At 41.2% G+C, this 23,494-nt stretch carries 17 protein-coding genes; 4 read left to right on the top strand and 13 right to left on the bottom strand.

Annotation, left to right across the window (positions count from 1 at the left end; translation table 11 throughout):
- Window positions 1-4 precede the first annotated feature (4 nt).
- The gene (locus tag ATC1_RS10495; RefSeq protein WP_062277905.1) at window positions 5-1,468 is read left to right on the top strand and encodes an IS5 family transposase; all 1,464 of its coding nucleotides are present in this window, start codon (window positions 5-7) and stop codon (window positions 1,466-1,468) included.
- Window positions 1,469-1,650: 182 nt separating this feature from the next.
- On the opposite strand, the gene ATC1_RS10500 is transcribed toward ATC1_RS10495, so the two are convergent.
- Complete coding sequence (locus ATC1_RS10500) at window positions 1,651-2,634, bottom strand: GGDEF domain-containing protein (protein WP_062281581.1); 984 nt, start codon at window positions 2,632-2,634, stop codon at window positions 1,651-1,653.
- A gap of 986 nt (window positions 2,635-3,620) precedes the next feature.
- On the opposite strand from ATC1_RS10500, the gene ATC1_RS10505 reads away from it, so the two are divergent.
- Window positions 3,621-6,275: a PAS domain-containing hybrid sensor histidine kinase/response regulator gene (locus ATC1_RS10505; RefSeq protein ID WP_062281586.1), complete on the top strand. Its 2,655-nt coding sequence runs from the start codon at window positions 3,621-3,623 to the stop codon at window positions 6,273-6,275.
- A complete protein-coding gene (locus ATC1_RS10510) occupies window positions 6,265-7,335 on the top strand; it encodes a response regulator (protein WP_062281590.1) in 1,071 nt (356 codons plus the stop codon). Before ATC1_RS10505 ends, ATC1_RS10510 begins: the two co-directional genes overlap by 11 nt.
- A gap of 159 nt (window positions 7,336-7,494) precedes the next feature.
- Here the strand turns inward: ATC1_RS10510 and ATC1_RS10515 are convergent, their stop codons facing one another.
- From ATC1_RS10515 to ATC1_RS10530, 4 genes are all read right to left on the bottom strand, one after another.
- Complete coding sequence (locus ATC1_RS10515) at window positions 7,495-8,466, bottom strand: tripartite tricarboxylate transporter substrate binding protein (protein ID WP_062281594.1); 972 nt, start codon at window positions 8,464-8,466, stop codon at window positions 7,495-7,497.
- 62 nt (window positions 8,467-8,528) lie between these two features.
- Complete coding sequence (locus tag ATC1_RS10520) at window positions 8,529-10,034, bottom strand: tripartite tricarboxylate transporter permease (protein WP_062281598.1); 1,506 nt, start codon at window positions 10,032-10,034, stop codon at window positions 8,529-8,531.
- A gap of 12 nt (window positions 10,035-10,046) precedes the next feature.
- Window positions 10,047-10,535, bottom strand: coding sequence for a tripartite tricarboxylate transporter TctB family protein (locus ATC1_RS10525; RefSeq protein ID WP_062281601.1), 489 nt, complete (start codon window positions 10,533-10,535; stop codon window positions 10,047-10,049).
- Window positions 10,536-10,595: 60 nt separating this feature from the next.
- Window positions 10,596-11,498 (bottom strand): dihydrodipicolinate synthase family protein, encoded by a 903-nt coding sequence (locus tag ATC1_RS10530; RefSeq protein WP_062281604.1) that lies wholly within the window; start codon window positions 11,496-11,498, stop codon window positions 10,596-10,598.
- A gap of 312 nt (window positions 11,499-11,810) precedes the next feature.
- Here ATC1_RS10530 and ATC1_RS10535 point away from each other — a divergent pair, with 312 nt between their 5' ends.
- Complete coding sequence (locus ATC1_RS10535) at window positions 11,811-12,617, top strand: IclR family transcriptional regulator (protein ID WP_062281607.1); 807 nt, start codon at window positions 11,811-11,813, stop codon at window positions 12,615-12,617.
- A 626-nt stretch (window positions 12,618-13,243) separates the two neighbouring features.
- Here ATC1_RS10535 and leuB read toward each other — a convergent pair.
- The 8 genes from leuB to ilvB all read right to left on the bottom strand — a co-directional run bounded on the left by leuB (window position 13,244) and on the right by ilvB (window position 23,477).
- Window positions 13,244-14,308, bottom strand: a complete 1,065-nt coding sequence (gene leuB, locus ATC1_RS10545; RefSeq protein WP_062281613.1) for a 3-isopropylmalate dehydrogenase — start codon at window positions 14,306-14,308, stop codon at window positions 13,244-13,246.
- Between the two features lie 199 nt (window positions 14,309-14,507).
- Window positions 14,508-16,067, bottom strand: a complete 1,560-nt coding sequence (cimA, locus tag ATC1_RS10550) for a citramalate synthase (protein WP_062281616.1) — start codon at window positions 16,065-16,067, stop codon at window positions 14,508-14,510.
- Window positions 16,068-16,138: 71 nt separating this feature from the next.
- Window positions 16,139-16,729 (bottom strand): 3-isopropylmalate dehydratase small subunit, encoded by a 591-nt coding sequence (gene leuD / locus ATC1_RS10555; RefSeq protein WP_062281619.1) that lies wholly within the window; start codon window positions 16,727-16,729, stop codon window positions 16,139-16,141.
- A gap of 12 nt (window positions 16,730-16,741) precedes the next feature.
- A complete protein-coding gene (leuC, locus tag ATC1_RS10560; protein ID WP_062281622.1) occupies window positions 16,742-18,187 on the bottom strand; it encodes a 3-isopropylmalate dehydratase large subunit in 1,446 nt (481 codons plus the stop codon).
- Window positions 18,188-18,191: 4 nt separating this feature from the next.
- On the bottom strand, window positions 18,192-19,853 hold the full coding sequence (locus tag ATC1_RS10565) for a 2-isopropylmalate synthase (RefSeq protein WP_062281625.1): 1,662 nt from the start codon (window positions 19,851-19,853) through the stop codon (window positions 18,192-18,194).
- Window positions 19,846-20,910, bottom strand: coding sequence for a ketol-acid reductoisomerase (gene ilvC, locus ATC1_RS10570; RefSeq protein ID WP_062281628.1), 1,065 nt, complete (start codon window positions 20,908-20,910; stop codon window positions 19,846-19,848). The genes ATC1_RS10565 and ilvC overlap by 8 nt, the downstream gene beginning before the upstream one ends.
- Before the next feature lie 299 nt (window positions 20,911-21,209).
- On the bottom strand, window positions 21,210-21,755 hold the full coding sequence (ilvN, locus tag ATC1_RS10580; RefSeq protein ID WP_062281634.1) for an acetolactate synthase small subunit: 546 nt from the start codon (window positions 21,753-21,755) through the stop codon (window positions 21,210-21,212).
- A 21-nt stretch (window positions 21,756-21,776) separates the two neighbouring features.
- Window positions 21,777-23,477, bottom strand: coding sequence for a biosynthetic-type acetolactate synthase large subunit (ilvB, locus tag ATC1_RS10585; RefSeq protein ID WP_062281637.1), 1,701 nt, complete (start codon window positions 23,475-23,477; stop codon window positions 21,777-21,779).
- Window positions 23,478-23,494 lie beyond the last annotated feature (17 nt).

Raw genomic sequence — 23,494 nt, forward strand, 5'->3', positions numbered from 1 at the left:
GCCGATGTATCTGCGAAAGAATCAACAGCAAGATTTGTGTAAAACCGCTCAGTGGTATCAATTCGATCGGAATTTAAATCCGGAAAACCGATGGGTAAGATTAGCAGAAATCATCCCATGGGATAGTTTTGAAAAAGAATATGCCAAACAATTTTCTGAGAAATCCCGGCACACAGCGCATCCGGTAAGAATGGGATTGGGGACGTTGATAATCCAGCGAATGATGGATTTGTCAGATCGGAAAACGATAGAAGCAATTGTGGAAAGTCCGTACTTACAATACTTTATCGGGTTGGAAAGGTTTGAATTTGAGCTGCCATTCAGTTACAGTATGTTGAGCAAATGGCGAGACAGGATCGATCTGGGGATGATTATGGGACTGATTGAGGAAATCGGACGTCCCGGAGAAAATTCAAATACGGCTGGAAAAAAGAGCGATGATGAGAGAAAAGGTGACAACAAGGGCGAACTGATAATTGATGCAACTTGCGTACCCTCCGATATACGATATCCGAAAGATACCGATCTATTGAATGAAGGAAGGGAAAAGCAGGAAAAAATCATCGACATCATGTATGCTGGAAGCAGCGAACGGAAAAAGAAACCAAGGACTTATCGAAAAACTGCCCGAAAAAAGTATTTGATGTTTGCAAAGAACCGGAATCCAAGTCAAAGAGCGATCCGAAATGCAATAAAAGCACAAATCGGCTATGTCAGGAGGAATTTCAAAACTATCGATCAGATGCTGGAAAAAGAGCCGGGTTTAATTGAATTATTGAGTGAGAAACAAAAAAGGGAATTGGAGACAACTCGTCTGGTATATCAACAACAGGAGGAAATGTATCGCGCAAAAAAGCATAATGTCGAAAACCGGATTGTCAGCATTTCACAGCCATACATTCGTCCGATTGTCCGGGGAAAAGCAAAAAATAAAACAGAATTCGGAGCAAAGATATCGATCAGCGTAATTGATGGGTATTCATATTTGGATCGCGTCCAATTCGATTCCTACAATGAAAGTGAAGACCTTTGGTCACAGATAGAAGCGTATAAACTTCGCACGGGGCATTATCCGGAAGCTGTTCTGGCAGATCAAATCTATCGAACAAAAGAAAACCGGCGAAAATGTGCTGAATTAGGAATACGACTGAGTGGGCCAAAACTTGGCAGAAAACAGGTCAATCAGGAGAAAGCGGAAAGAAAAATTGCCCAAATGGATTCCAGAAAACGGAATGCTGTTGAAGGCAAATTTGGTGAAGGGAAACGGTTCTATGGAATGGATTGTATCAAAGGAAAGACTGAACATACATGCAAGGTCATGATTGCTCTGTATTTTGTAGTTCTGAACTTAGCTAAAAGGCTAAGAGATTTTTTGTCGCAATTTTTAGATTGGATTTTAATCCTGTGCAAGTTCAATATTTTCATTAATTTTGGAAGAAAAAATGGGGCTATTCCACAACTTGCATAATATGGAACAACCCCTATCTAAAGTTCGTGCCCGATTTGCCGAATAGGTGCAAATTAAGTTTCGGGTACAGCAACAAAATTATTAAATAATTAAAAATCATCGGCAGTTATGGAAGTTGAGTATAAAAATCCATAACTGCCTATTTTTCCTCAATTGTTGAATTATTAGCGAAAAGGAAAAAATTATAGCGTTCTGATTTGATTTCTGCCGCTTTCTTTTGCTTTATACAGGAGTCTGTCAGCAACTTCCATCATTTGATCAATTGTTTCACCCTGATACGCAACCAGTCCTCCGCTGATTGTTATCCGGATGCCAGCTTCGAAAACTGAATTCTGGATGGTAGTGCGAATCCTTTCTGCTACTTCTAATCCACCAGTAAGATCACAGTCTGGAAATACTACGATAAATTCCTCGCCTCCGAACCTGCCGAAGAAATCTGTGTTTCGAATTATCTTTTGTATAATTTGTGTCATTTGAATCAGGACTTTATCTCCAGTAAGATGTCCATAGGTGTCATTCACTTTCTTAAAATGGTCCACATCAATCATAAAAAAGCAGAGATTTGTTTCTGTCCGATTAATTCTCCGAATTTCATAATCCAATTTTTCCATTAATGCTTTTCGATTTAGGATTTTTGTCAGATAATCCGTGTTGCTTAATTCTATTAATTGCTGGTTCTGTGTCTCCAATAATTCTTCCATAGCTTTCTGTTCTGAAATATCAAATACAATTCCAGTTAAAAGTATGGGTTTCCCATCTTCATCTCTCCTGGTAATTTTTCCCTTGTCGTAAAACCACTTCCATTGTCCGTCAGTGGTCCTGATCCTGTATGACGTATCATATACAGGTGACTTTCCATATAGATGATTTCTCATGTTATTCATCACACGATCGAAATCATCCGGGTGAATTTTATTGGTAAAAAATTCAAATCCAATTTGTTCTGGAATTTCTTCTTTCTGGAATCCTAAAGCGAATATTTTTTGATCGTTACAAATAACCTGATTGGTTTTTATGTACCAATACCAACTGCCAAGATTTCCTGCCCAAGGAAAATCCAATAACTCTTGACGGTTCTTTTCTTCTTTCATTTCTTCCAACAGTATTTGCAGTGTTTGAATTTTTTCAATCAGTTCTTCTTGAGTCTTTGTAGCATGTGTGTCCATTTTTCTCCTTATCATCCGATGCGATTAAGTCAGTCTCTATAGAACTCTTAAGAACAATTCCAGCCTTTAAGTCATTATTTAGGAAACAGAAAAAATTGATCCAGCAATTCGAAAAAAATAAATTTTTGGTGTGAGGTTTTTATGTTTTGCGCAAAACCATTACAACAATCGATTTCCTTTCTCAGTTCGAAAAGTTTTGTTCATATTTCGAATTACTGTTTACACATGCTAAAACTCTTTTTATTGATTATCGTTAAGCAAAAGATTTAAGCCAGATTAATAATATACCAGAACCTGACTCCGATAGCAATGAACGATCAGTTCTTCGAATTATGAACAGCGATTCTTTTTCATCATATGATTTTGCTTTTTGCACAGTACCATAAGATTAATTTATTTTTCTCTTTTAAAAAAAGTTTTACCATATTTCGAATTACTGATGGACAATTTATTTAAGCAATTTGCAGTATGGATTTATTTCCTAAATGAATCGAGAGGACTAATTGTGTATTCATTAAAGTACGTCGATTCTGACAAGCACAGCTCGTGATATTTATCCTCATATTTCAAACCGCAACAACAACGAATTATCGCCATATTTGAATGCTATGCGAGAAAATGTCGATATCAAAAAAAAGGAATATCCGATAAAATTAATCAAATTTCAATTGGTATACTATTTAATAACGTCATAGAATATAAATTTGATCATGATTGACAAAAACCAACGATTTGAAAATTGGAAAAGAATAAATTGTTATTGTGGCGTTTTTAATCGAAGCGTAATAACGCTACGATAACGTATTTTCTTTCTCTATTCGAAACGAAAGTTCATTTTATGAATCGCTGGATAAAAATCGGTCAAAGATGAAGTCCTCTCTTTATAAATTAATAAAGAATTCTATATTTAAAAGACGTTTACTGTAAATATGGAATTGATGTATTATGTGAACCAGAAGATTACCATCGATAAGGATTTCTCTACTATGCCAAACCAACTCTATCCTGTATTAAATATCATATCTGATTTGGCTTTTGAGTTGTCTGAAAAAGGAATAATTCTGGTATGCTCAGACAAGATACTAAAATTTCTTTTAACGGAAGCTGAAATTCCAATTGGTAAACAAATTTTTGATGTTTTCCCCAAAGAATTTTCCGAACATTGTATTTCATCAGTGCAGATTGCATTGAAACAGAATTTATTCCAATCTTTTGATGATCGATATATACAGAAAGAAAAAAAGATTAGTTTTCATGGTTGGGTGATTCCAAATCGATCAGAATCCAGTGGTATATTCTCCCTTTTTGACTGCACAGCTCAGGTAGAAACAGAAGAAAAATTACAGAAGATTGAAGGAAAAAGCAATAAATTTCAACGAAATTTGGATCAGCGGGCAACTGAACAATTAGATGAATTTATTGAATTCTATGAAAATGCGCCAATAGGATATCAATCGATCGATCCTGATGGATATTTCAGGATGATCAATGAGACTGGTTTGAAATGGATTGGTTACACACGCGATGAAGTCATCGGAAAGATGAAATTCAGTGATTTACTGGATTCCGCTGGTAAAAAAAAGTTTGAATCATTATTTAAAGAATTCAAGGAAACCGGAATAGCACGGAACCATGAATATGAATTGTATCGAAAAGATGGCAGCTCTTTCCCAATTTTGCTTAATAGCAAAGCGATTTATAACAGCCAAGGAGAATATATTCACAGTCGATCTACGATCTACGATAATACTGAAAAAAAAGCGGTAGAAGAAGAACTTCGTAAAATGAATCATTTTTACGAAATTGCTTCTCGATTATCAAAATCAGGATATTGGTACATTCCACTGGATCGGAGCGATACATATTTTGCATCGGATCCAGTAATTGAGATTCTTGGGGAGGAATTTCGGGAGGATCACTGCTATAACCAGGAAAATCAATGGCTGGCGAATGTAAAATTGGGCGATATGAAGATGGGTTTAGAAGCGATGAAAGTTGTCGAGGAAACCATCGCAGGTCTACGAGACAGTTATGATATTGAGTATATTTATAGACGGCCCCTGGATGGGAAGAAAATTTGGATTCACGAAATTGGAAATATTTTATGTGACTCTGATGGAAATCGAATTTTTCTCACAGGAGTTTTACAGGATATTACTCAACAGAAAAAGTTAGAAGAAGAACTCAGCGCAGCCAAAGAGGCTGCTGAAGCTGCAAACAGAGCAAAAAGCATATTTCTGGCAAACATGAGCCATGAGATCCGGACTCCTATGAACGCTATCTTAGGTTTTAGCCAGATTTTGCAGAAAAATCAGCAATTAGATGAAAAAAGTCGCTCATATTTGGAAATTATCAATCGTTCCGGCGAGCATTTGTTATCCCTCATTAATGAGGTGTTGGAAATGTCAAAAATTGAAGCCGGACATTTAGACATACACCCTGTACATTTTAATTTGGTTTCACTCCTTCAGAATATACAAAATATGTTTCAACAGAAGATGGATTCTAAGAACCTGTCTCTTGAGGTGATGATTTACCCTGGAACAGCAGAAATGATCTATTCTGACGAAAAAAAAATTACAGAAATCTTAATCAACCTGTTATCCAATGCGTATAAATTTACATCTCTCGGCGGAGTGATTCTTCGATGTCGAACGGAGAAAAATCAAATTGGAAAGAATTCGCATAGTCTTATACTATATATCGATGTGGAAGATACGGGCATTGGAATACCGCCTGAAGAAATACCTTTATTGTTTAAACCATTTGAACAAACCAGTCAAGGCAAGCTAACTTCAGGCGGGACAGGTCTGGGATTGGCAATCAGTATCAATTACGCAAGAATGATGGGTGGTGATATTACTGTCACCAGTACACAAAATGTGGGGAGTTGTTTTCATGTCAGATTAATCGTTCAGGAAAGTGAAAAGGAAAGGATCAAAAAGCCCAATAATACAACTGATGGAAATCGAATCTTAAAGCTTAAACCGGGAATCCAAACGAATCGAATTCTTATAGTTGACGATAATAAAGAAAATCGTCTTGTCCTAAAGGAGTTTTTAGAATTATCAGGATTTGTGACGAATTGTGCTGAGAACGGGCGAGAAGCAATTCAAGCCGTAAAAAATCAAAGACCGGATTTGATATTTATGGATTTAAAGATGCCTGGTATCGATGGTTTCGAAACGTCCAGACGTATTTTAGCGTTAAAAGAGGGTAAAGGCATCCCAATTATTGCTATGACGGCAACAATCCTCGATTTGGACAGACGTGAAATCAGCGAAGCGGGAATTCTTGATGTTCTTAGTAAACCATTTCAGGAACAAGAATTGTTCTCCATGCTGGAAAAAACCTTGGGGCAAATTTTCTCTGACGAAGAAAATGATCATGAACAGAAAACACAGTACTTATTGGACTATAACAACTTGTCACAAATCGCTTTGGATGTCATTCCGAAAGAATTAATTAACAATCTGATTTCAGCGACATCGAAAGCCCATTTTGACCAGTTAATCGAATACATCGATCAAATCAATTTATATTCGCCGAATGTCAGCCAAATGTTGCGAAATATGGCAAGTGAATATCGATATGAAGACATATTAAGAGTATTTAAAGAGGGTATCACCCATGAAGATTAACGCTTCTCTCGTAAATCATGATTCGAACATTCTAATCGTTGATGATACTGTCGAAAATCTCACGCTTTTGGCAAGGATGCTGAAGGATTGCGGATATATTGCACGACCGGTTCCAAATGGCCGTTTAGCTTTGCAGGCAGCGAGAGGAGAAAAGCCCGATTTGATTTTACTGGATATTACAATGCCTGAAATGGATGGGTTCGAAGTCTGCCGACAAATGAAAAAGGATCCAATTTTAAGAGATATCCCAGTTCTTTTTATCAGTGCGTTGACACAAACGATTGAAAAAGTAAAAGCATTTGAAGCAGGAGGCGTGGACTATATCAGTAAACCGTTTCAATTCGAAGAGGTGAAAGCGCGTGTAGAGACGCATCTGCATTTGCACAAATTGCAGCTCAGTTTAGAAGATCAAGTGGAGCGGCAGGTAAAAGAAATTGTAGAACTGCAAATGGGTATGATTTTTGGCTTGGCAAAATTAGCTGAAGCGCGTGACAGCGACACAGGTCGGCATCTGGAGCGTATACAAATCTTATGCAGAAGATTTTCGGAAGAGCTTAGAAAAAATCCACGATTTGCAGATCAAATTGACGATCAATTCTGCGATATGATTTTTCATGCCAGTCCGTTGCATGATATTGGCAAAGTCGCAATTGAAGATTGCATTTTATTAAAACCCGGGGAACTGACAGCGGAAGAATTCGAAAAAATGAAGCTGCATACAATTATTGGCGCTTCTACATTGGAGGAAGTTCAAAACCGTTTTCCCAATAATGATTTTCTTAACATGGGTATTCAAATTGCACGATGGCATCATGAAAAATGGAATGGTTCGGGATATCCTGACGGATTAATCGGAGAAATGATTCCACTTTGTGCACGGATCATGGCAATTGTAGATGTTTATGACGCTGTTCGTTCAAAACGCGTGTATAAAGACCCAATTCCTCATGAGGAAGCTTGTAAAATCATCCTTCGTGAGCGAGGGACACATTTTGATCCGGCTATTATCGACGTGTTTGTCCAGCTGCAAGACGAGTTGGAACATATTTGGAGAAATTAATAGACCGATGAGGCTTTCAGCGATTCGAAGAATTTGCCGGTTGTGCGTATCAATTTTCTTTCCGATTATTTCTAATGTGGATGAAAAAAAAAAGAGACTGCATCGTAATCGATGCAGTCTCTTTTTTTCATAATTCAATTTCCCATGGGCAATGGATGATTATCCGCCTAATTCCATCTTGGAGAGCAAATCTGTGAAAAACACGGTTTGATCTGCAACGAATTTTGTAAAATCGGCGCTGTTCTTATAACAGACAACCATTCCACGCTGGCTGATGAAATCTTTAAATTCCTGAGAATCTGTTGCTTTTTCAACAGCGGCACTTAACTTTTCCATAACATCCGCAGGAGTTCCTTTCGGTACACCTAATCCACCCCAACCGCCAATGACGACATCGAAACCACTTTCTTTCATGGTGGGGACATCCGGCATATTCGGATCGCGTTCTTCTGTCATGATTGCCAGAATCTTCAGTTTTCCGGCTTCGACACCTGAAAGAACTTCACCGGCATTTACAGTCACGGCATTAATATGTCCACCCATCAGAGCGGTAACAGCCGGCGCAGCGCCATCGAACGGAATGTGGTTAAATTTTGCTCCGGAAACCTGTTCCAGATATGTGGCAGCAATATGCCAGATAGAACCTGCGCCGGAATTACCAATCGTAACTTCACCTGGATGTGCTAATGCGTAATCAACGAATTCTTTGACGGTATTATACGGTGCATCCGCAGCAACGGTTAATGCGGAAGGAACGAGTGTGAGTTGTCCAATATAATCAAAATCGTCGGATTTCAGATCAGAAAGTTTTAATGTTTCATGCATGACAATTTCAACCGGGATATAGCTGATTGTATAGCCATCGGGTTTTGCAGCACGAACCTCTGACATTCCAACACCACCTGAACCACCGGGTTTGTTTACAACAAGGATTGTTTGTCCAAGTGCTTCCTGCATTCCGGTTGCGACAATTCTGGAAGTCATATCGGAAGCCCCTCCTGCGTTGTAGGGGACAACGATCGTTATCTCATGATCCGGGTAATCTGCAGCAAATACACTGCTGAAACCAGAAAGCACAAGCGTACCGAAAACAACAACTAAAAAGAGAACAAATAACTTACTGTTTTTCATAAAATCCTCTCCATAAAAAAGATTTTGCTTAGCAACAGGCTCAGTTGCCTGTAACTTTTAATTTACTCATCATCCGAAGTTAAGAATCTGGACTTCTTATTTGAATATTCTGCAAATAAGCTGACAATCAGGATGATGACGCTGATGATCAGAAGTGTCATACAAATTGGACTGTTATATAAACCTGAAAGTCCCTTATTAATCTTGATTGATTGCAAAATTGACCGTTCCATCATTTCACTTAGTACAAAGACCAGTGCGATAGGAGCCATCGGAATATCCAATTTTTTGAGAAGATAACCGATTACACCACAGACCAGCATAATACCGACTTCGAACATACTGTTGCTAACGGTATAAGCACCAAGAATTGCAACGATCAGAACAACCGGATAGAGCATTTTGTTTGGAATTTGAGCTACTTTTGCCCAAACATTGGCTAATGGGACATTCATAATGAGCAGAATGATATTTCCGACAAACATACTGGCGATTGTGCCCCACACAACAATCGGATTTTCAATAAAAAGGGTTGGTCCAGGTGTGAGTCCATGCAGCATAAAAGCGCCCATCAGTATTGCGATTGTCGGAGAACAAGGAATGCCCAGCGTGAAGAGCGGGATCATCGCGCCGCCGACATAAGAATTATTGGCAGTTTCAGGCCCAGCTACGCCTTCTGGAATGCCAGTACCAAATTTTTCTGGATGCTTTGACAACCTTTTTTCCATTGAATAGGAAATTAATGCCGGTATAGCTGAACTGGTTCCGGGGATTAATCCCATAAAGAATCCCAAAAAACTGCCGCGAATGATGGATCCGACTGTTGGTCCCCATTCCTCTTTTCGTAATTTCGAGGAGGCGACGCTGGATACTTTATTTGTCTGGGAAAGATTTTCCATCCCTACCAGAATCTCTGACAGACCAAACAATCCCATACAGATCGTCACGATGCTTAAACCACCAACTAACTGATTCGATCCCAGGGTAAACCGGACAGCTCCGGATACTGTATCCATCCCCACTAATGCAAGCAATAGTCCGATAAAGATTGAAACCAGCCCGCGGATCATCGATTTTCCCATCAAACCGACAACCATACACATACCGAAGACAAGCAGCGCGAACATTTCGGATGGTCCGAATTTCAGCGCCCAGTCAGCGAGCGGCGGAGCCAGCAGAACCAATCCAAATATTGAAAGGATACCGCCGACAAAAGATCCATAAGCAGCGACTTTCAATGCGACGCCGGCTCTCCCCTGTTTTGCAAGCGGGTAACCGTCCAGGCAGGTGACAACGGAAGCGGCTTCTCCCGGTGTGTTTATTAAGACCGATGTGATCGTTCCACCATACATGCCACCATAATAAATACCGCAAAGCATAATAATGGCTGATACCGGGGACATGCCGTATGTGAGCGGAATCAGTAATGCGGTGGCTTCTGTTGGACCGATTCCAGGAAGGACACCTACGAGCATCCCAACGGCGCAACCAATGAAACAATAGAGAATATTCATCGGCGAAATTGCAACTGCCAAACCTTGCATTAGACTTCCAAGCGATTCAATCATTTTCTGTCTCCTTTAAAATCCCCATGCATTTACTGGCAAAGGAACGGAAAATGCTTTCTTAAAGATAAGAAAACAGATTACGGTTATCAGAATGGCATAAATTATGGATTTGGACAACGTGTATTGTTTGATAAAGATACTAAAAAGCATCAAACTTCCGGCAATAACAAAACCTGTATAAGGAGCAATCACAATAAATAGCACAATCGACGCAACCACGAGGAGTACATTTCCGATTCCCTTAGCTCCGGGGAAGGCGTCTTCAAAGCTGAACTTTTCTCTTGTAACCGATGAAATCAGGTACAGGATACCTGTAATAACAGCTAAGATTGATACCCATCTGGGAAAGAACCCCGGTCCAATTCCAAATTTCGTATGGTATGGGTAGTCAAATGATGTGATCAAAAAATACAGGGAAAACAGAATAAACAGAATACTGAAAAAAAACGCTGCATTTTGCTTTTTTAGCCAGGACGTGAATCTTGTTATTTGTTTTTCCATATGACCATCCTTTCTTTCCTTGATAATTTATTTACATATGGTTCATACGATTTTCGATGATCAAAACACGTTTTCTTCTTTTAGAAATGCTTCAAGCTTGGTTTTTAGAGCAGGTAATTGACTGGACTCAAGATCCAGCAAAGGTTTTCGCATATGACCTCCGCGAATACCGCGCATCGTGAGCAGATTCTTGAAAATCGACATGTCTCCGCCATATTGAAGGAATTCACAATGTTTGGAAGCGATAAATTGCTCTTTTCGCGCTTCATCATATTTTCCTTCCGTAAAGTATCGGTAAACGTTCACAAAAGCTTCCGGCATCGGGCCAGAACATCCTGAAACGGTTCCATCCGCACCCATCATCAAGCAAGGGAAGAATAAATCATCAGCGCCGACAACTACAGAAAAATTACCGTTTCTGACAGTCAGATACTGAATAATTCTACGAACATCCCGATAACTGTACTTCACACCGATTACTTGCGGGCATGCTTCCGCAATTTTATTCATCAAATCCACAGAGACATCATTAGTTGAACATTGTGGGATTACATATACATAGACCGGAAAATCATTTGGAAGAGCTGCACAAATATCCACATAATACTGAAGAATTGCTCGGTCATTTGCTCCAAAATAAGATGGTGTTACAACACCGACGCCATCGGCTCCAATCGAATGCGCATGCTGACAGAGCCGGATTGTATCCGTCAAATTCATTGCACCGCAATGGATAAAGACGGTCACTCTTCCTGCTGCTTTCCTGACAACGGTTTCTGCTGTTTTTTCACGTTCTTCAACTGACATCAAATACATTTCACCGGTGGTTCCGCAGGGATACAGACAATTCACACCTTTTTTTATCAAAAATTCTGTTTGTTGTTCCAGCGCTTCAATGTCAACCTGGTCATTTTCATCAAAAGGAGTGGTCATTGCTGTAATAACACCAAATAATTTTTTCATGCTATCCTCTAAAATTTGTTTTGGATAATAGCGCAACTTGTTCAGTAATACTGAATATAGTTCGTTATTTGTGAATTCGAGTTTTATATTACTGCGAATTAAAAATTCCGTCAATTATTACAATTGACACTGATAAAACATGATATTGATACTATAATGGGAAAAAATAATGTTCAATTATGATTGGTGTCACTTCGATAAATTCTGAATCTTGTTCAACAATGCTGAATATGATAAGATGAAATCCATTGATCGAATAAAAAAAATCCAGAACCTCAAATTTCAAGAATTCATTTATAATGAGGCAAATCTATGAATCAAAAACGTACAGAAAAAAATGAGAATGCAGTTGGATCGGTTCTAAAAGCAATACAAATATTGGATTGTTTTACTCCGGATCATCCCAATCTGAGTCTCTCTCAAATCAGCAAAAATCTGGACATTCCAAAGAGTACCGCATTGAATCTGATTCAAACACTTGAATCGCAAGGTTTTCTGCTACGGATGAAAAGCGGCAATGATTACCAGTTGGGATATAAGAATATGGAGCTTGGGTATCGGGCAACAACCAGTTTGTCCATATTACCATATGCAATTCCAATTATGGAGGAAGTGCAGGAAAAAACTGGTGAGATTATTTATTTGACGACGCATATCAACGGTCGAGTTTTTTATTTACAATGTGCTTATCCGAGCAGGCCGAAGGTTTCATATTCTGTTCGAGGGAAAATGCTGCCAATGCATTGTACAGGCTGTGGAAAAGCCATGCTTACCTATCTTAGTCATGAATTCGTCCAAAATGTAATTGATAAACACGGACTTCGTGCCGTCACTCCCAACACCATTACAGATCCTGACCGACTTTTCGAAGAACTTGAAATCACGCGCCAGCGCGGTTATGCCAGAGATTTTGAAGAAGAGACAATAGGAGTCCGGTGTGTTGGCGTTGCAATTCGAAATACAAAAGGACAGGCAGTTGGAGCACTCAGCCTTTCGGGATCTGTTCTGACAATGACCGATGAAAATGCGGATAAATTTGCAAACCTGTTGTCGAACGCCTGTAATCTTTTATCGCAACAGGCTAACTTATTCCCTGCCAGCCAGATGGATCAAGTTTGAAATTCATTGAATTGTTTTTGTAAGGAATTGATAAATACTTTTCAGGAATCATTTAGAATGATATTGTAAGGCGATTAAAGAACTGTATCAGTAATAAAAATTCAAAAAAGAATGTGCTAAGGGAAAAATGAGCAATTTACGAATCCAAAAAGGATCACTTACTGTTGTTAAGACATTTCGATTTCCAGATCATTTATGCAGCAAATTGGAAAAAATCTCTAAGAAAAATGCAATTTCTATGAATAATTTAGTCGTTCAATGTTTGAATTTTGCTATGGAGAACCTCACATTGGATGAAAACGAAATAGCGAAACCACATTGAGTGGTAGCTTGGGGACAAAGACTTGTAGATTCGGGTTTTCGTGATATTTTTTTGGCAACAAATCCTGCAGGAAGGATTTTCCCCAGAATTACAATAGCGTAAACAAAGATTCAACTCAAAATTGGAACAATCAGATTTTTGTTTCTGATCATTCTAGGAAAAAAACGAAATACAAATCAGCTAACAATTCGAAATATAAATTTATTTTTTGAATAGAGAAAGAAAAATTATTGTTCCTATGATTTTGCATAAAGCCTAAAACCATAGGAACAATAATGATTTTTTTCATATTTCGAATTACTGGTTATTCGTGTATTCGTCTAATGATCTCTTCTGTCATCATCTCAGTGGAGAGTGAACCGCCCATGTCCGCTGTTCGGCAGCCGTCGGCAATTGTCCGGTTTACTGCCTGTTCAATCATTAAAGCTTCTTTTTCCATTTGCAATGAAAATCTTAACATCAAGGCTGCGCTCAGAATCATACCGATCGGATTGGCTATTCCTTTCCCCGCAATATCCGGTGCTGATCCATGAATCGGCTCATAAAGCCCTGGCTTTCCGTTCCCTAAAGAAGCTGATGGGAGCATGCCCATTGATCCGGTCAGCACCGATGCTTCGTCTGTCAAAATATCTCCAAACATATTTTCTGTGACGATTACATCAAAAGAGGATGGCGATGTAACCAATCGCATGGATGCCGTGTCAACCAACATGTGCTCCAGAATAACATCCGGAAAATCACGCGATACTTCCATAGCCACTTTTCGCCACAAACGGGACGATTCAAGAACATTTGCTTTATCAACCGACGTGACTTTTTTCCTGCGATTTCGGGCAAGCTCGAATGACATTTTTACAATCCGGCGAATTTCCTCTTCCGAATAGATCAACGTATCGACAGCGTGTTCCTGACCATTGATGATCGAGCGGCCTTTGGGTTCCCCAAAATAAAGCCCGCCTGTCAATTCACGAACGACCAGCATATCGACACCAGACAATTTTTCTTCTTTCAATGGTGAGGCAGCCATGAGGGCAGGATGAACTTTGACCGGTCTAAGATTCGCATAGACCTTGAGGCCTTTGCGTAAAGCCAGCAGTCCCTGTTCCGGACGGATGTTTGAATCCGGATTGTCCCATTTAGGCCCGCCAACGGCACCCAGTAAAACCGCATCGGATTGCCGACATGCATTCAGCACCTCTTCGGTCAGAGCAGTGCCGTTTGCATCAATCGAACAACCTCCGATCAGTTCTTTTGAAAAATGGAATCTGTTATCAGTAAACTTTTCAATTATTTGAAGAATTTGGACTGCCTTTTCGATGACTTCTGGTCCGATTCCATCCCCGGGAAGTAATGTAATTTGAAAATCCATTCGTAATCCTTTATTTGTTCATCAATGCATAATTTGATAAAGCTTTTTGAGAAAAAAGAGAAAACTTGCTGTCGTGTTGTTCTTGCGCTCCGCGATAAAAACAACACGACAACAAATAAACCTTCTCATTTTTCGAATTGCTGTTATCTGTTTTGAATTATGAAATCACAAAGAAAACCGAAACGAAAAACCGGCATTTTTATGATGATGCGACCAGGCCGAGACCATATTCAATAGCGTCGGCCAGAGCAAGCCAGCTTGCTTCAATGATATTGGCGCTTGCACCCACGGTACTCCAATGGTGTGAACCATTTTGCGTGTCGATTAAAACCCGTGTTACAGCCTGTGTTCCCAAATTTCCATCCAAAATTCGAACTTTATAATCTGTAAGGTGAAATTGGCTGATGATCGGAAAATGTGAAATCAGCGCTTTTCGGAGGGCAATATCTAACGCGTGAACCGGTCCATCCCCTTCTCCTGCTGTGTAAAGCACTTCCTCGTCAATTTTTACTTTTACCATCGCTTCCGCAATGACTCCGCGCAGTTGCCGCCGCTGGACATTGACTGAAAAATCAAGCAATTCAAAAGGCGGTTTGTAATCCTTTTTCTGTCGTTTTACCAATAACAGAGCGGAAGCCTCTGCCGCTTCAAAGGAGAATCCCTGTGATTCCAATTTTTTAATGTGGTTGAGTGCATTGGATACCTCATCACTTTGGCTGATGTCCAATCCATATTCTTCCGCCTTGCTGAGAATATTGCCTTTTCCGGATAATTCTGATAAAACGACGGACATCTGGTTTCCGACTAAAACTGGATCGATGTGTTGGTAGGATTGCGGATTGCGGCGCATTGCAGCGACATGGACACCTCCCTTATGAACAAAAGCAGAATGGCCAACGTAGGGTAGATGTTCATCAGGCGCAAGGTTTGCCAACTCAGAAACGAAGTGAGAAATTTCGGTTAACTCCTTCATTTTTTCCGAATCAAGCACCGAATAACCCATTTTCAGTTGCAAATCAGGGATGACAGAACAAAGGTTGGCGTTACCGCATCGTTCTCCATAACCATTAATCGTTCCTTGTACTTGCGAACATCCGGCATGAACGGCCGCTAATGAATTGGCAACAGCACAATCACTATCGTTATGTGCGTGGATTCCAAGCGGAATTTGAATAACAGCGCTGACTTCTTCGATTATTTTACCGACTTCAAAAGGAAGCAGCCCACCGTTAGTGTCGCATAGCACTACCCGTTCAGCTCCTCCACGGACAGCTGCTTTTAGCGTTTCCAGCGCATACTGCGGATCATCTTTGTATCCGTCAAAAAAGTGTTCTGCATCATAAATAACTCTACGATTTTTTGAGCGCAGACAGGAGACACTTTGTTCAATGATCCGCAGATTCTCCGGAAGTGTTGTTCTGAGAACCTCCAAAACATGCAGTTTCCATGATTTGCCAAAGATAGTGCACACAGGAGTTTCCGAATCAAGCAGTGCTTTAATATTCACATCATCTTCCGGATTTCCGGATGCCCGACAAGTAGAACCGAAAGCAGCAATACTGGCATTTTTCCAGGTGATGTTTTTCGCTTGTCGAAAGAATTCAACATCTTTTGGGTTGGATCCCGGCCACCCGCCTTCAATAAAGGAAACACCCAAATCATCCAATTTCTTTGCAATTGTGATTTTGTCATTGCAGGAGAGCGAGATGTCTTTCCGTTGCGTACCGTCTCGTAATGTTGTATCGTAGATTTGGATCATGTGTAAATCCTTTTTTTTATGAATATAAGTTTCATTTTCTGATGAATCACCGAGTAATTTCTTCTCTGAATTTATTTTTGTTTTTGTGATTCATACTCAATGATTTTGTCTAAAAACGTTAAGAGATAACCAAGTTCATCCACTCCATTAATCAGACAGGATTTTGAAAATGAGTCGACATGGAACTGTATCGATGATTGATCCGGAAAGATCAATACCTGTTTCTCTAAATCGATCGTCCATTCCGCGGATGGGTTTTGATTTAAACAATTTTTTATCCGGTTGTGAACTTCCGGATCGACCTGAACAGGAAGCAAACCGTTTTTAAGAGCATTATTTCGAAAAATGTCGCCAAAAGATTCAGCAATAATGACTTGAAAACCGAAATCGGTTAATGCCCATGGCGCGTGTTCTCGTGACGAACCGCAGCCAAAATTCTGACCTGCAAATAGGATTTTGAGACCGATGATTTCGGGTTTGTTCAGCAAAAAGTCCGATTGCGGATTCCCTGCTTTGTCATAACGCCAATCTGCAAATAAATGATTCCCGAGCCCTTTTTTATCCGTAACTTTCAAAAAGCGAGCTGGAATGATCTGATCTGTATCAATATTATCCAAGGGCAAAGCAGCAATCTTTGAGGTGATTTTTATCAATGGTTCCATCGCAGTGCTCCTTTATGCTTCCATGTACATGCGAACATCAGTAACACAACCGGCAATTGCTGATGCTGCAGCAGTTAATGGGCTGGCTAAAAAGGTTCGTCCGCCTTTGCCCTGTCGACCTTCAAAATTTCGGTTGCTGGTACTGACTGCATATTGACCAGTCTCAATCTGATCACCGTTCATCGCAATACACATACTGCAGCCAGGTTCCCGCCACTCAGCTCCGGCGTTGATAAATACCTGATCAAGACCTTCTGCTTCAGCTTCCCGTTTCACTTGCTGTGAGCCTGGTACGACAAGGACTCGAACACCATCGGCAATTTTTCGATTGCGAAGGATACTTGCTGCTGCTCTTAAATCCGAAATTCTTCCATTGGTACAACTTCCGATAAACACCGCATCGATCGGGTGTCCTGAGATTTTTTCTCCTGCATTCAATCCCATGTATTCCAGCGATTTCTTCAGTGCATTTTTTTGATTGATGTCGACAGAATCATCTGGATCAGGAATTCTTCCGGTAACAGGGATTCCCATTCCAGGGTTCGTTCCAAAAGTAATCATGGGCTCCAAATCCGAAATATCTACTGTGACGGAACGGTCAAAAACAGCTCCATCATCGCTGGAAAGGTTTCTCCAGTTTTGCATAGCTTTTTCCCATTGTTCTCCTTTTGGAGTATATGGCTTGCCGGCAAGATATGAAAATGTGGTCTCGTCAGGAGCAATCATTCCGGCGCGGGCTCCGGCTTCGATCGACATATTGCAGATAGTCATCCGTTCTTCCATAGATAAATCGCGAATGACCGATCCTCGGTATTCAATAACGTAACCGGTTCCACCATTGACTCCGATCCGATTCATTAATGAAAGAATGATATCTTTTGCTGTTACTCCCGGATTTCGTTTCCCTTCAATCCGGACTTCAAAGGTTCGCGGTTTATACTGAAGCAGACACTGAGTTGCCAGGACATGTTCTACTTCGCTTGTGCCAATGCCAAATGCCAAAGCACCGAAAGCACCATGTGTGGATGTATGGCTGTCTCCGCAGACGATGGTCATCCCGGGATGTGTGAATCCAAGTTCGGGACCGACCACATGGACAATTCCGTTCTGATGGTCTTCATGCCCAAAAGCTTTAATTCCAAATTGACGCGCATTATCTTCTAATTGGGCAATTTGTTTTCGACACAAGGCATCCGCAAATTCTAATCTGCCATTTTTTGAAGATCTGGTGGGAATGGCGTGATCTACCGTTGCGACTGTCCGATCTGGCCTTCGTACAACCAATCCCCGATCGCGCAAACCGGAGAAAGCCTGTGGTGAAGTGACTTCATGGATCAGATGCAGATCGATATACAAAATATCTGGAACCTGTGATTGATTGCTGCCATCTGATGCGTTGACCAGATGGTCATTCCAAATTTTTTCAAATAGTGTCTGTTTTTTCGAGTCGTTTGTCATTTTTTTATTTCGCTATTCCGGTTAAATCCTTTTGGGATTGGATCGGTTGGGAAAAAACCTGTTCCTGATTTGCAGTTGGAGAGAAGGATGACTCATTTGCTGTCAGCATTTTATTAATGGCAGATAAATACGCTTTCGCACTGGCAACAATAATATCCGTGTCAGCGCCATATCCGCCAAAAGAACGAAGCGGTACAGATTCGGTTTGTGCATTTAATTTGATCGGAAGATCGCTTTTTTCAATTCGTACGCTGACTTCTCCCTGAGCATCAATCCCTTCTGTAATTGCGTGAATGATAAATTCTCTCAGGATACTGTTGGTTTGAATAATACAATCAATTGCCTTGAAAGCGGCATCCACAGGGCCTGTGCCGATGGCTGCTTTGACATATTTCTCCCCATTTGGCCCTATCAGCCGGACTGTAGCAGTAGGCAGCCCCATCGTGCCGCACGCAACCTGGAGCCCATCCAATGTATATACAATGGCCGGCTGGTAGATTTCATCGGAAACAAGCGCTTCCAGGTCGGCATCCGTGACATTTTTTTTCTTATCTGCCAATAGTTTGAATCGCTCAAAGAGCTTATTCATGGCTTCTTCATCCAAGGCATATCCTAACGAAATCATTCGATCTTTGAGCGCATGTCTGCCAGAATGTTTGCCAAGGACAAGACTCGTCTGGGATACGCCGACTGTCTCAGGGCGCATAATTTCATATGTCTGTTCATTTTTCAGCATTCCATCCTGATGAATTCCCGATTCATGGGCAAAGGCATTTGCCCCGACAATTGCTTTGTTTGGCTGAACGGAGATTCCAGTATAGTTGCTGACCAGTTTGCTTGCTCTTGTAATCTGCGTCGTATCAATATGCGTCGATAAGCCTAAGATCTGCCGTCTTGTCTGCAGCGCCATTACTACTTCTTCCAATGCGGTATTACCTGCTCTTTCACCAATACCGTTAATGGTTACTTCAGCCTGTCGTGCACCAGCTCGGATACCGGCAAGTGTATTTGCAGTTGCCAGACCCAGATCGTTATGACAGTGAACCGAGACGATACATCGATCAATACCAGGTGTGTGTTCAATGATCCCTTTGATCAGTGCTCCAAATTCATCAGGCAGCGTATACCCGACTGTATCAGGAATATTCAGCGTTGTTGCACCGGCGCGGATGGCAACATCGAGCACCTGATAAAGAAATTCCGGATCGCTTCGGCCGGCATCTTCCGGACTGAACTCGATATCTGAGCAAAGACTGCGCGCATAGGAAACCATATCAGCCACTCTGCCTAAAACTTCGGAACGTTCCATTTTTAATTTATATTTCATATGAATATCCGAAGTAGCCAGGAAAGTATGAATTCTTGGATGAGCGGCATCCTGAACAGCCTCCCATGCTTTATCAATATCGCGCTGCACGGCTCTTGCCAGCCCGCAGATGATCGGACAATTTTTATCGGCAGAGGATGAGCCGATCTCCTGTGCGATGCGACGGACGGCTTCCAAATCATCCGGAGAAGCAGCTGGAAAACCGGCTTCTAACACGTCGACTCCCATTCTGGCAAGAATTCTTGCTACTTCCAATTTTTCAGGAGTGGTCATGGTTGCGCCGGGCGATTGTTCTCCGTCTCTGAGTGTTGTATCAAATATTCGGACGATGTTATCCATGACCTGATTTTCCCCAATTTTCAGGCCTTAACGAGCGAACCATTGCGCCAGCCTGCCACATTTCAGAATTTCGCATTTCTGTTAATTCTGCATTCAATTTACTTTGATAATCCGGTGCGCTGTTGGCTTCGAGAACGATTCGAGTTTCTTCTCCCGAACTCACGCTGTTATACAGATTTTCGAAAACCGGTTCAACTGCTTTTCTGAATTCGTGTCTCCAATCCAGGGCTCCCCGTTGAGCAGTAGTTGAACAATTTGCGTACATCCAATCCATACCATTTTGACTGACCAGTCGAATCAGGCTTTGGGTTAACTCTTCGACCGTTTCATTAAAAGCTTCGCTTGGTGAATGACCATGTGATCGAAGTGTTTTATATTGTGCTTCCATAACGCCGGCAAGCGCTCCCATTAAAATTCCGCGTTCACCTGTCAGATCGCTGAAAACTTCATTCTTGAAAGTTGTCGGGAAAAGATATCCGGAACCGACTGCAATTCCAAGTGCCAAAGTCCTTTCAACGGCTTTTCCGGTATAGTCCTGATAAACCGCATAGCTGCTGTTAATGCCGCTTCCGTCCAGAAAATTTTTACGAACACTGGTACCTGATCCTTTTGGCGCGACTAGAATCACATCTACAAAATCGGGGGGGACAACTCCGGTTTGATCTGAATAGACTACTGCAAACCCATGAGAAAAATATAATGCTTTCCCAGGTTTCAAGTGTTTTTTGATTTGCGGCCAGGTAATTTTTTGAGCGGCATCAGAAACCAGAAACTGGAGAATCGTTCCTCGTTCCGCGGCTTCTTCAAGGGAAAACAATGTTTCTCCGGGTTTCCATCCATCGCGCAATGCTTTCTCCCAGGATGGAGAGTTTTCCCGTTGTCCGACGATCACGTGGATACCGTTTTCTTTCATGTTAAGTGCCTGAGCTGGTCCTTGAACCCCATATCCAAGCACCGCAACTACTTCATTTTTAAGTACTTCTCTTGCATGATCGAGTGTAAACTCATCTCTGGTAACGACTTCTTCTTCAACTCCGCCAAAATTTATTCTTGCCATAATAATTTCTCCTTGTGTTTTATTTGTCAGTAATTCGAAATATTGACTTGCTATTCGAATCAATCGGGAAAAATTAGTTGTTGGGATGTTTTTGCGCTTTGAGCAAAGCATCATAACAACACAGAATCCTCCTTATATTTCGAATTGCTGTTATTTGTTTTTTTACAACGAAAAAGACGATGGGACGATTCAGATCAAAACATTTTTATTCCGAGTTCGTTCCCAGACGAATTTTTTAAAATACTTTCTACAGGTTGCTTTTTCTGGTGCCAGGCAATGTAAAAAGGACGAATTCGAATTTATGAAGCAAATTTGAATTCAACGGGCATTTGAAAACCTTGGGATTCAAAATAATTATTGAATATCGTTTCTGCTCCCCTTTCCATTGCTACGATGCCGGTTCTGACCATTTCGATAATTCCATAAGGACGCAATACATCAACGAAGCTGTTCACTTTTTCCTCATCACCGGTAATCTCGATAATTAAAGAATTATTTGCCACATCCACAATGTGGGCGCGGAAAACATCTGCCAGTTTCATGATTTCTGATCGATTTTCTGAAGTGGTATTGACCTTGACCATCACTAAATCTCTGGTAACACGAGGTTTGTAAGTGATGTCCTCAACCTGAATGACATTGATCAATTTATACATATACGGAATGATCCGATTGACTTCGGTTTTATCGCTATCGACAACGATTGTGATCCTTGAAATTCCAGGCTGATTGGTCTGACCAACAGCGAGCGATTCAATATTGAACGTTCGTCTGCGAAATACTGAAACAACGCGGTTCAGAACTCCCGGTTTATCTTCTACTAATGCAACGAATGTGTGGCGCATATTTCCTCCTTTTTATATTCTTTATTTAAGATCAGCTTGTGATACTGGACGTCGTATCATCGTATCAATGGCCGCATTGCTCGGAACCATCGGATAGACGCAATCTTCTTTTTCTACACGGAAATCGATGATGACTGTTTCCGGAAGGCTCTGCGCTTTTCGAACTGCAGCTTCGACTTCCTCTCTTTTTGTAACGCGAATACCAGTCAGGCCATGTGCTTCAGCAATCTTGGCAAAATCGGGACTAATAATGGGTGTAGAGGTATAGCGGTTCTCATAGAAAAACTCCTGCCATTGCCGTACCATCCCGAGGTAACCGTTATTAATGATGGCGATGTTGATTTTGATACCTTCCTGGACGATGGTGGAAAGCTCTGATTGTGTCATTTGAAATCCGCCATCTCCTGCTATGATCCAAACTTCTTTTTCCGGTCTGGCGAATTTCGCTCCAATTGCTGCGGGAAGTCCAAATCCCATCGTTCCTAATCCTCCAGAAGTGATTGCTGTGTAGGGTTGATTATGGCGATAATATTGCGCTGTCCACATCTGGTTCTGTCCGACATCTGATACAACCAACGCTTCCCCGTTCGTGCAGCGCCAGATATCATGAATGACATGAGCGGCGTGCAGATGTCCGTTATCCTGCATGTTCTTGATATCACGGATGGCAGCCTCTTGTTTCCAGGATCCAATTTGCGAAAGCCATTCTGGATGTTCGGCAGGTTCAATTTGCGGTAACAGCCTTCCTAAAATTTCTTTTAGATCTCCGACCAATCCAAGATCGACCGTCACATTTTTATTAATTTCTGAAGGGTCAATATCGATATGTATCTTTTTTGCTTTTGGAGCAAATGTACTAATTTTTCCGGTTACACGATCAGAAAATCTCATACCGAATGCCAGCAGCAAATCGGAATTTTGAATAGTCTGGTTAACCCATGCCTCTCCATGCATACCCATCATTCCCAGATACAGTGGATGATCTGCCGGGAAACTTCCCAGTCCCAGGAGTGTACTTGCTACCGGCGACTGTGTTTGCGTTGCAAATTCAAATACTTCAGCCATTGCACCGCTGTTCAGAACACCCTGACCGACCAAAATGACTGGCTGCTTTGCAGCATGAATCATTTGTACTGCATAGGCAAGATCGTTGGAGCTGGGACTCAAATCCGGACGATAACCCGGCAAGTGTACGGTCATCTCTTCATATTCCCATTCAATGATCTCTTGCTGGGCATCTTTTGTAATGTCAATTAAAACCGGACCTGGGCGACCGGAACCGGCGATATAAAAAGCCTCATGGACAACGGAAGGAATTTCATGAACATCAGTGATCAGATAATTGTGTTTTGTGATTGGAAGTGTGATTCCAGTTACGTCAGTTTCCTGAAAGGCATCATAACCGATTAGCGGGCTGGCAACCTGTCCTGTGATACAGACGACCGGTGAAGAATCCATCAATGCTGTGACGATTCCAGTGATCAAATTGGTCGCTCCAGGACCTGAAGTTGCCAACGCAACCCCAACTCTGCCGGAAGCACGTGCATATCCGTCAGCCATGTGAACGGCGCCTTGTTCATGGCGAACGAGTACATGGTGAATGGTGCTTGAATCCAGCGCATCGTAAATCGGAAGCGTAGCTCCGCCGGGATATCCAAAAACTACTTCAACGCCTTCACGTTCCAGACACTCCCATAGGATTTGTGCACCTGAATATTTCATCTTTTCCTCCAAATTTC

The sequence above is a fragment of the Flexilinea flocculi genome (assembly GCF_001192795.1).
GTDB classification, from domain to species: domain Bacteria; phylum Chloroflexota; class Anaerolineae; order Anaerolineales; family Anaerolineaceae; genus Flexilinea; species Flexilinea flocculi.

Coding starts and splice junctions, on each gene's coding strand:
- cimA (WP_062281616.1), bottom strand. CDS start 16,067: ATGATCCAAATCTACGATACAACATTACGAGACGGTACGCAACGGAAA.
- ATC1_RS10510 (WP_062281590.1), top strand. CDS start 6,265: ATGAAGATTAACGCTTCTCTCGTAAATCATGATTCGAACATTCTAATC.
- ATC1_RS10565 (WP_062281625.1), bottom strand. CDS start 19,853: ATGGATAACATCGTCCGAATATTTGATACAACACTCAGAGACGGAGAA.
- ATC1_RS10535 (WP_062281607.1), top strand. CDS start 11,811: ATGAATCAAAAACGTACAGAAAAAAATGAGAATGCAGTTGGATCGGTT.
- ATC1_RS10495 (WP_062277905.1), top strand. CDS start 5: ATGTATCTGCGAAAGAATCAACAGCAAGATTTGTGTAAAACCGCTCAG.
- ATC1_RS10515 (WP_062281594.1), bottom strand. CDS start 8,466: ATGAAAAACAGTAAGTTATTTGTTCTCTTTTTAGTTGTTGTTTTCGGT.
- ATC1_RS10500 (WP_062281581.1), bottom strand. CDS start 2,634: ATGGACACACATGCTACAAAGACTCAAGAAGAACTGATTGAAAAAATT.
- ATC1_RS10520 (WP_062281598.1), bottom strand. CDS start 10,034: ATGATTGAATCGCTTGGAAGTCTAATGCAAGGTTTGGCAGTTGCAATT.
- ATC1_RS10505 (WP_062281586.1), top strand. CDS start 3,621: ATGCCAAACCAACTCTATCCTGTATTAAATATCATATCTGATTTGGCT.
- ilvN (WP_062281634.1), bottom strand. CDS start 21,755: ATGCGCCACACATTCGTTGCATTAGTAGAAGATAAACCGGGAGTTCTG.
- leuB (WP_062281613.1), bottom strand. CDS start 14,308: ATGGATTTTCAAATTACATTACTTCCCGGGGATGGAATCGGACCAGAA.
- ilvC (WP_062281628.1), bottom strand. CDS start 20,910: ATGGCAAGAATAAATTTTGGCGGAGTTGAAGAAGAAGTCGTTACCAGA.
- leuC (WP_062281622.1), bottom strand. CDS start 18,187: ATGACAAACGACTCGAAAAAACAGACACTATTTGAAAAAATTTGGAAT.
- ATC1_RS10530 (WP_062281604.1), bottom strand. CDS start 11,498: ATGAAAAAATTATTTGGTGTTATTACAGCAATGACCACTCCTTTTGAT.
- ATC1_RS10525 (WP_062281601.1), bottom strand. CDS start 10,535: ATGGAAAAACAAATAACAAGATTCACGTCCTGGCTAAAAAAGCAAAAT.
- leuD (WP_062281619.1), bottom strand. CDS start 16,729: ATGGAACCATTGATAAAAATCACCTCAAAGATTGCTGCTTTGCCCTTG.
- ilvB (WP_062281637.1), bottom strand. CDS start 23,477: ATGAAATATTCAGGTGCACAAATCCTATGGGAGTGTCTGGAACGTGAA.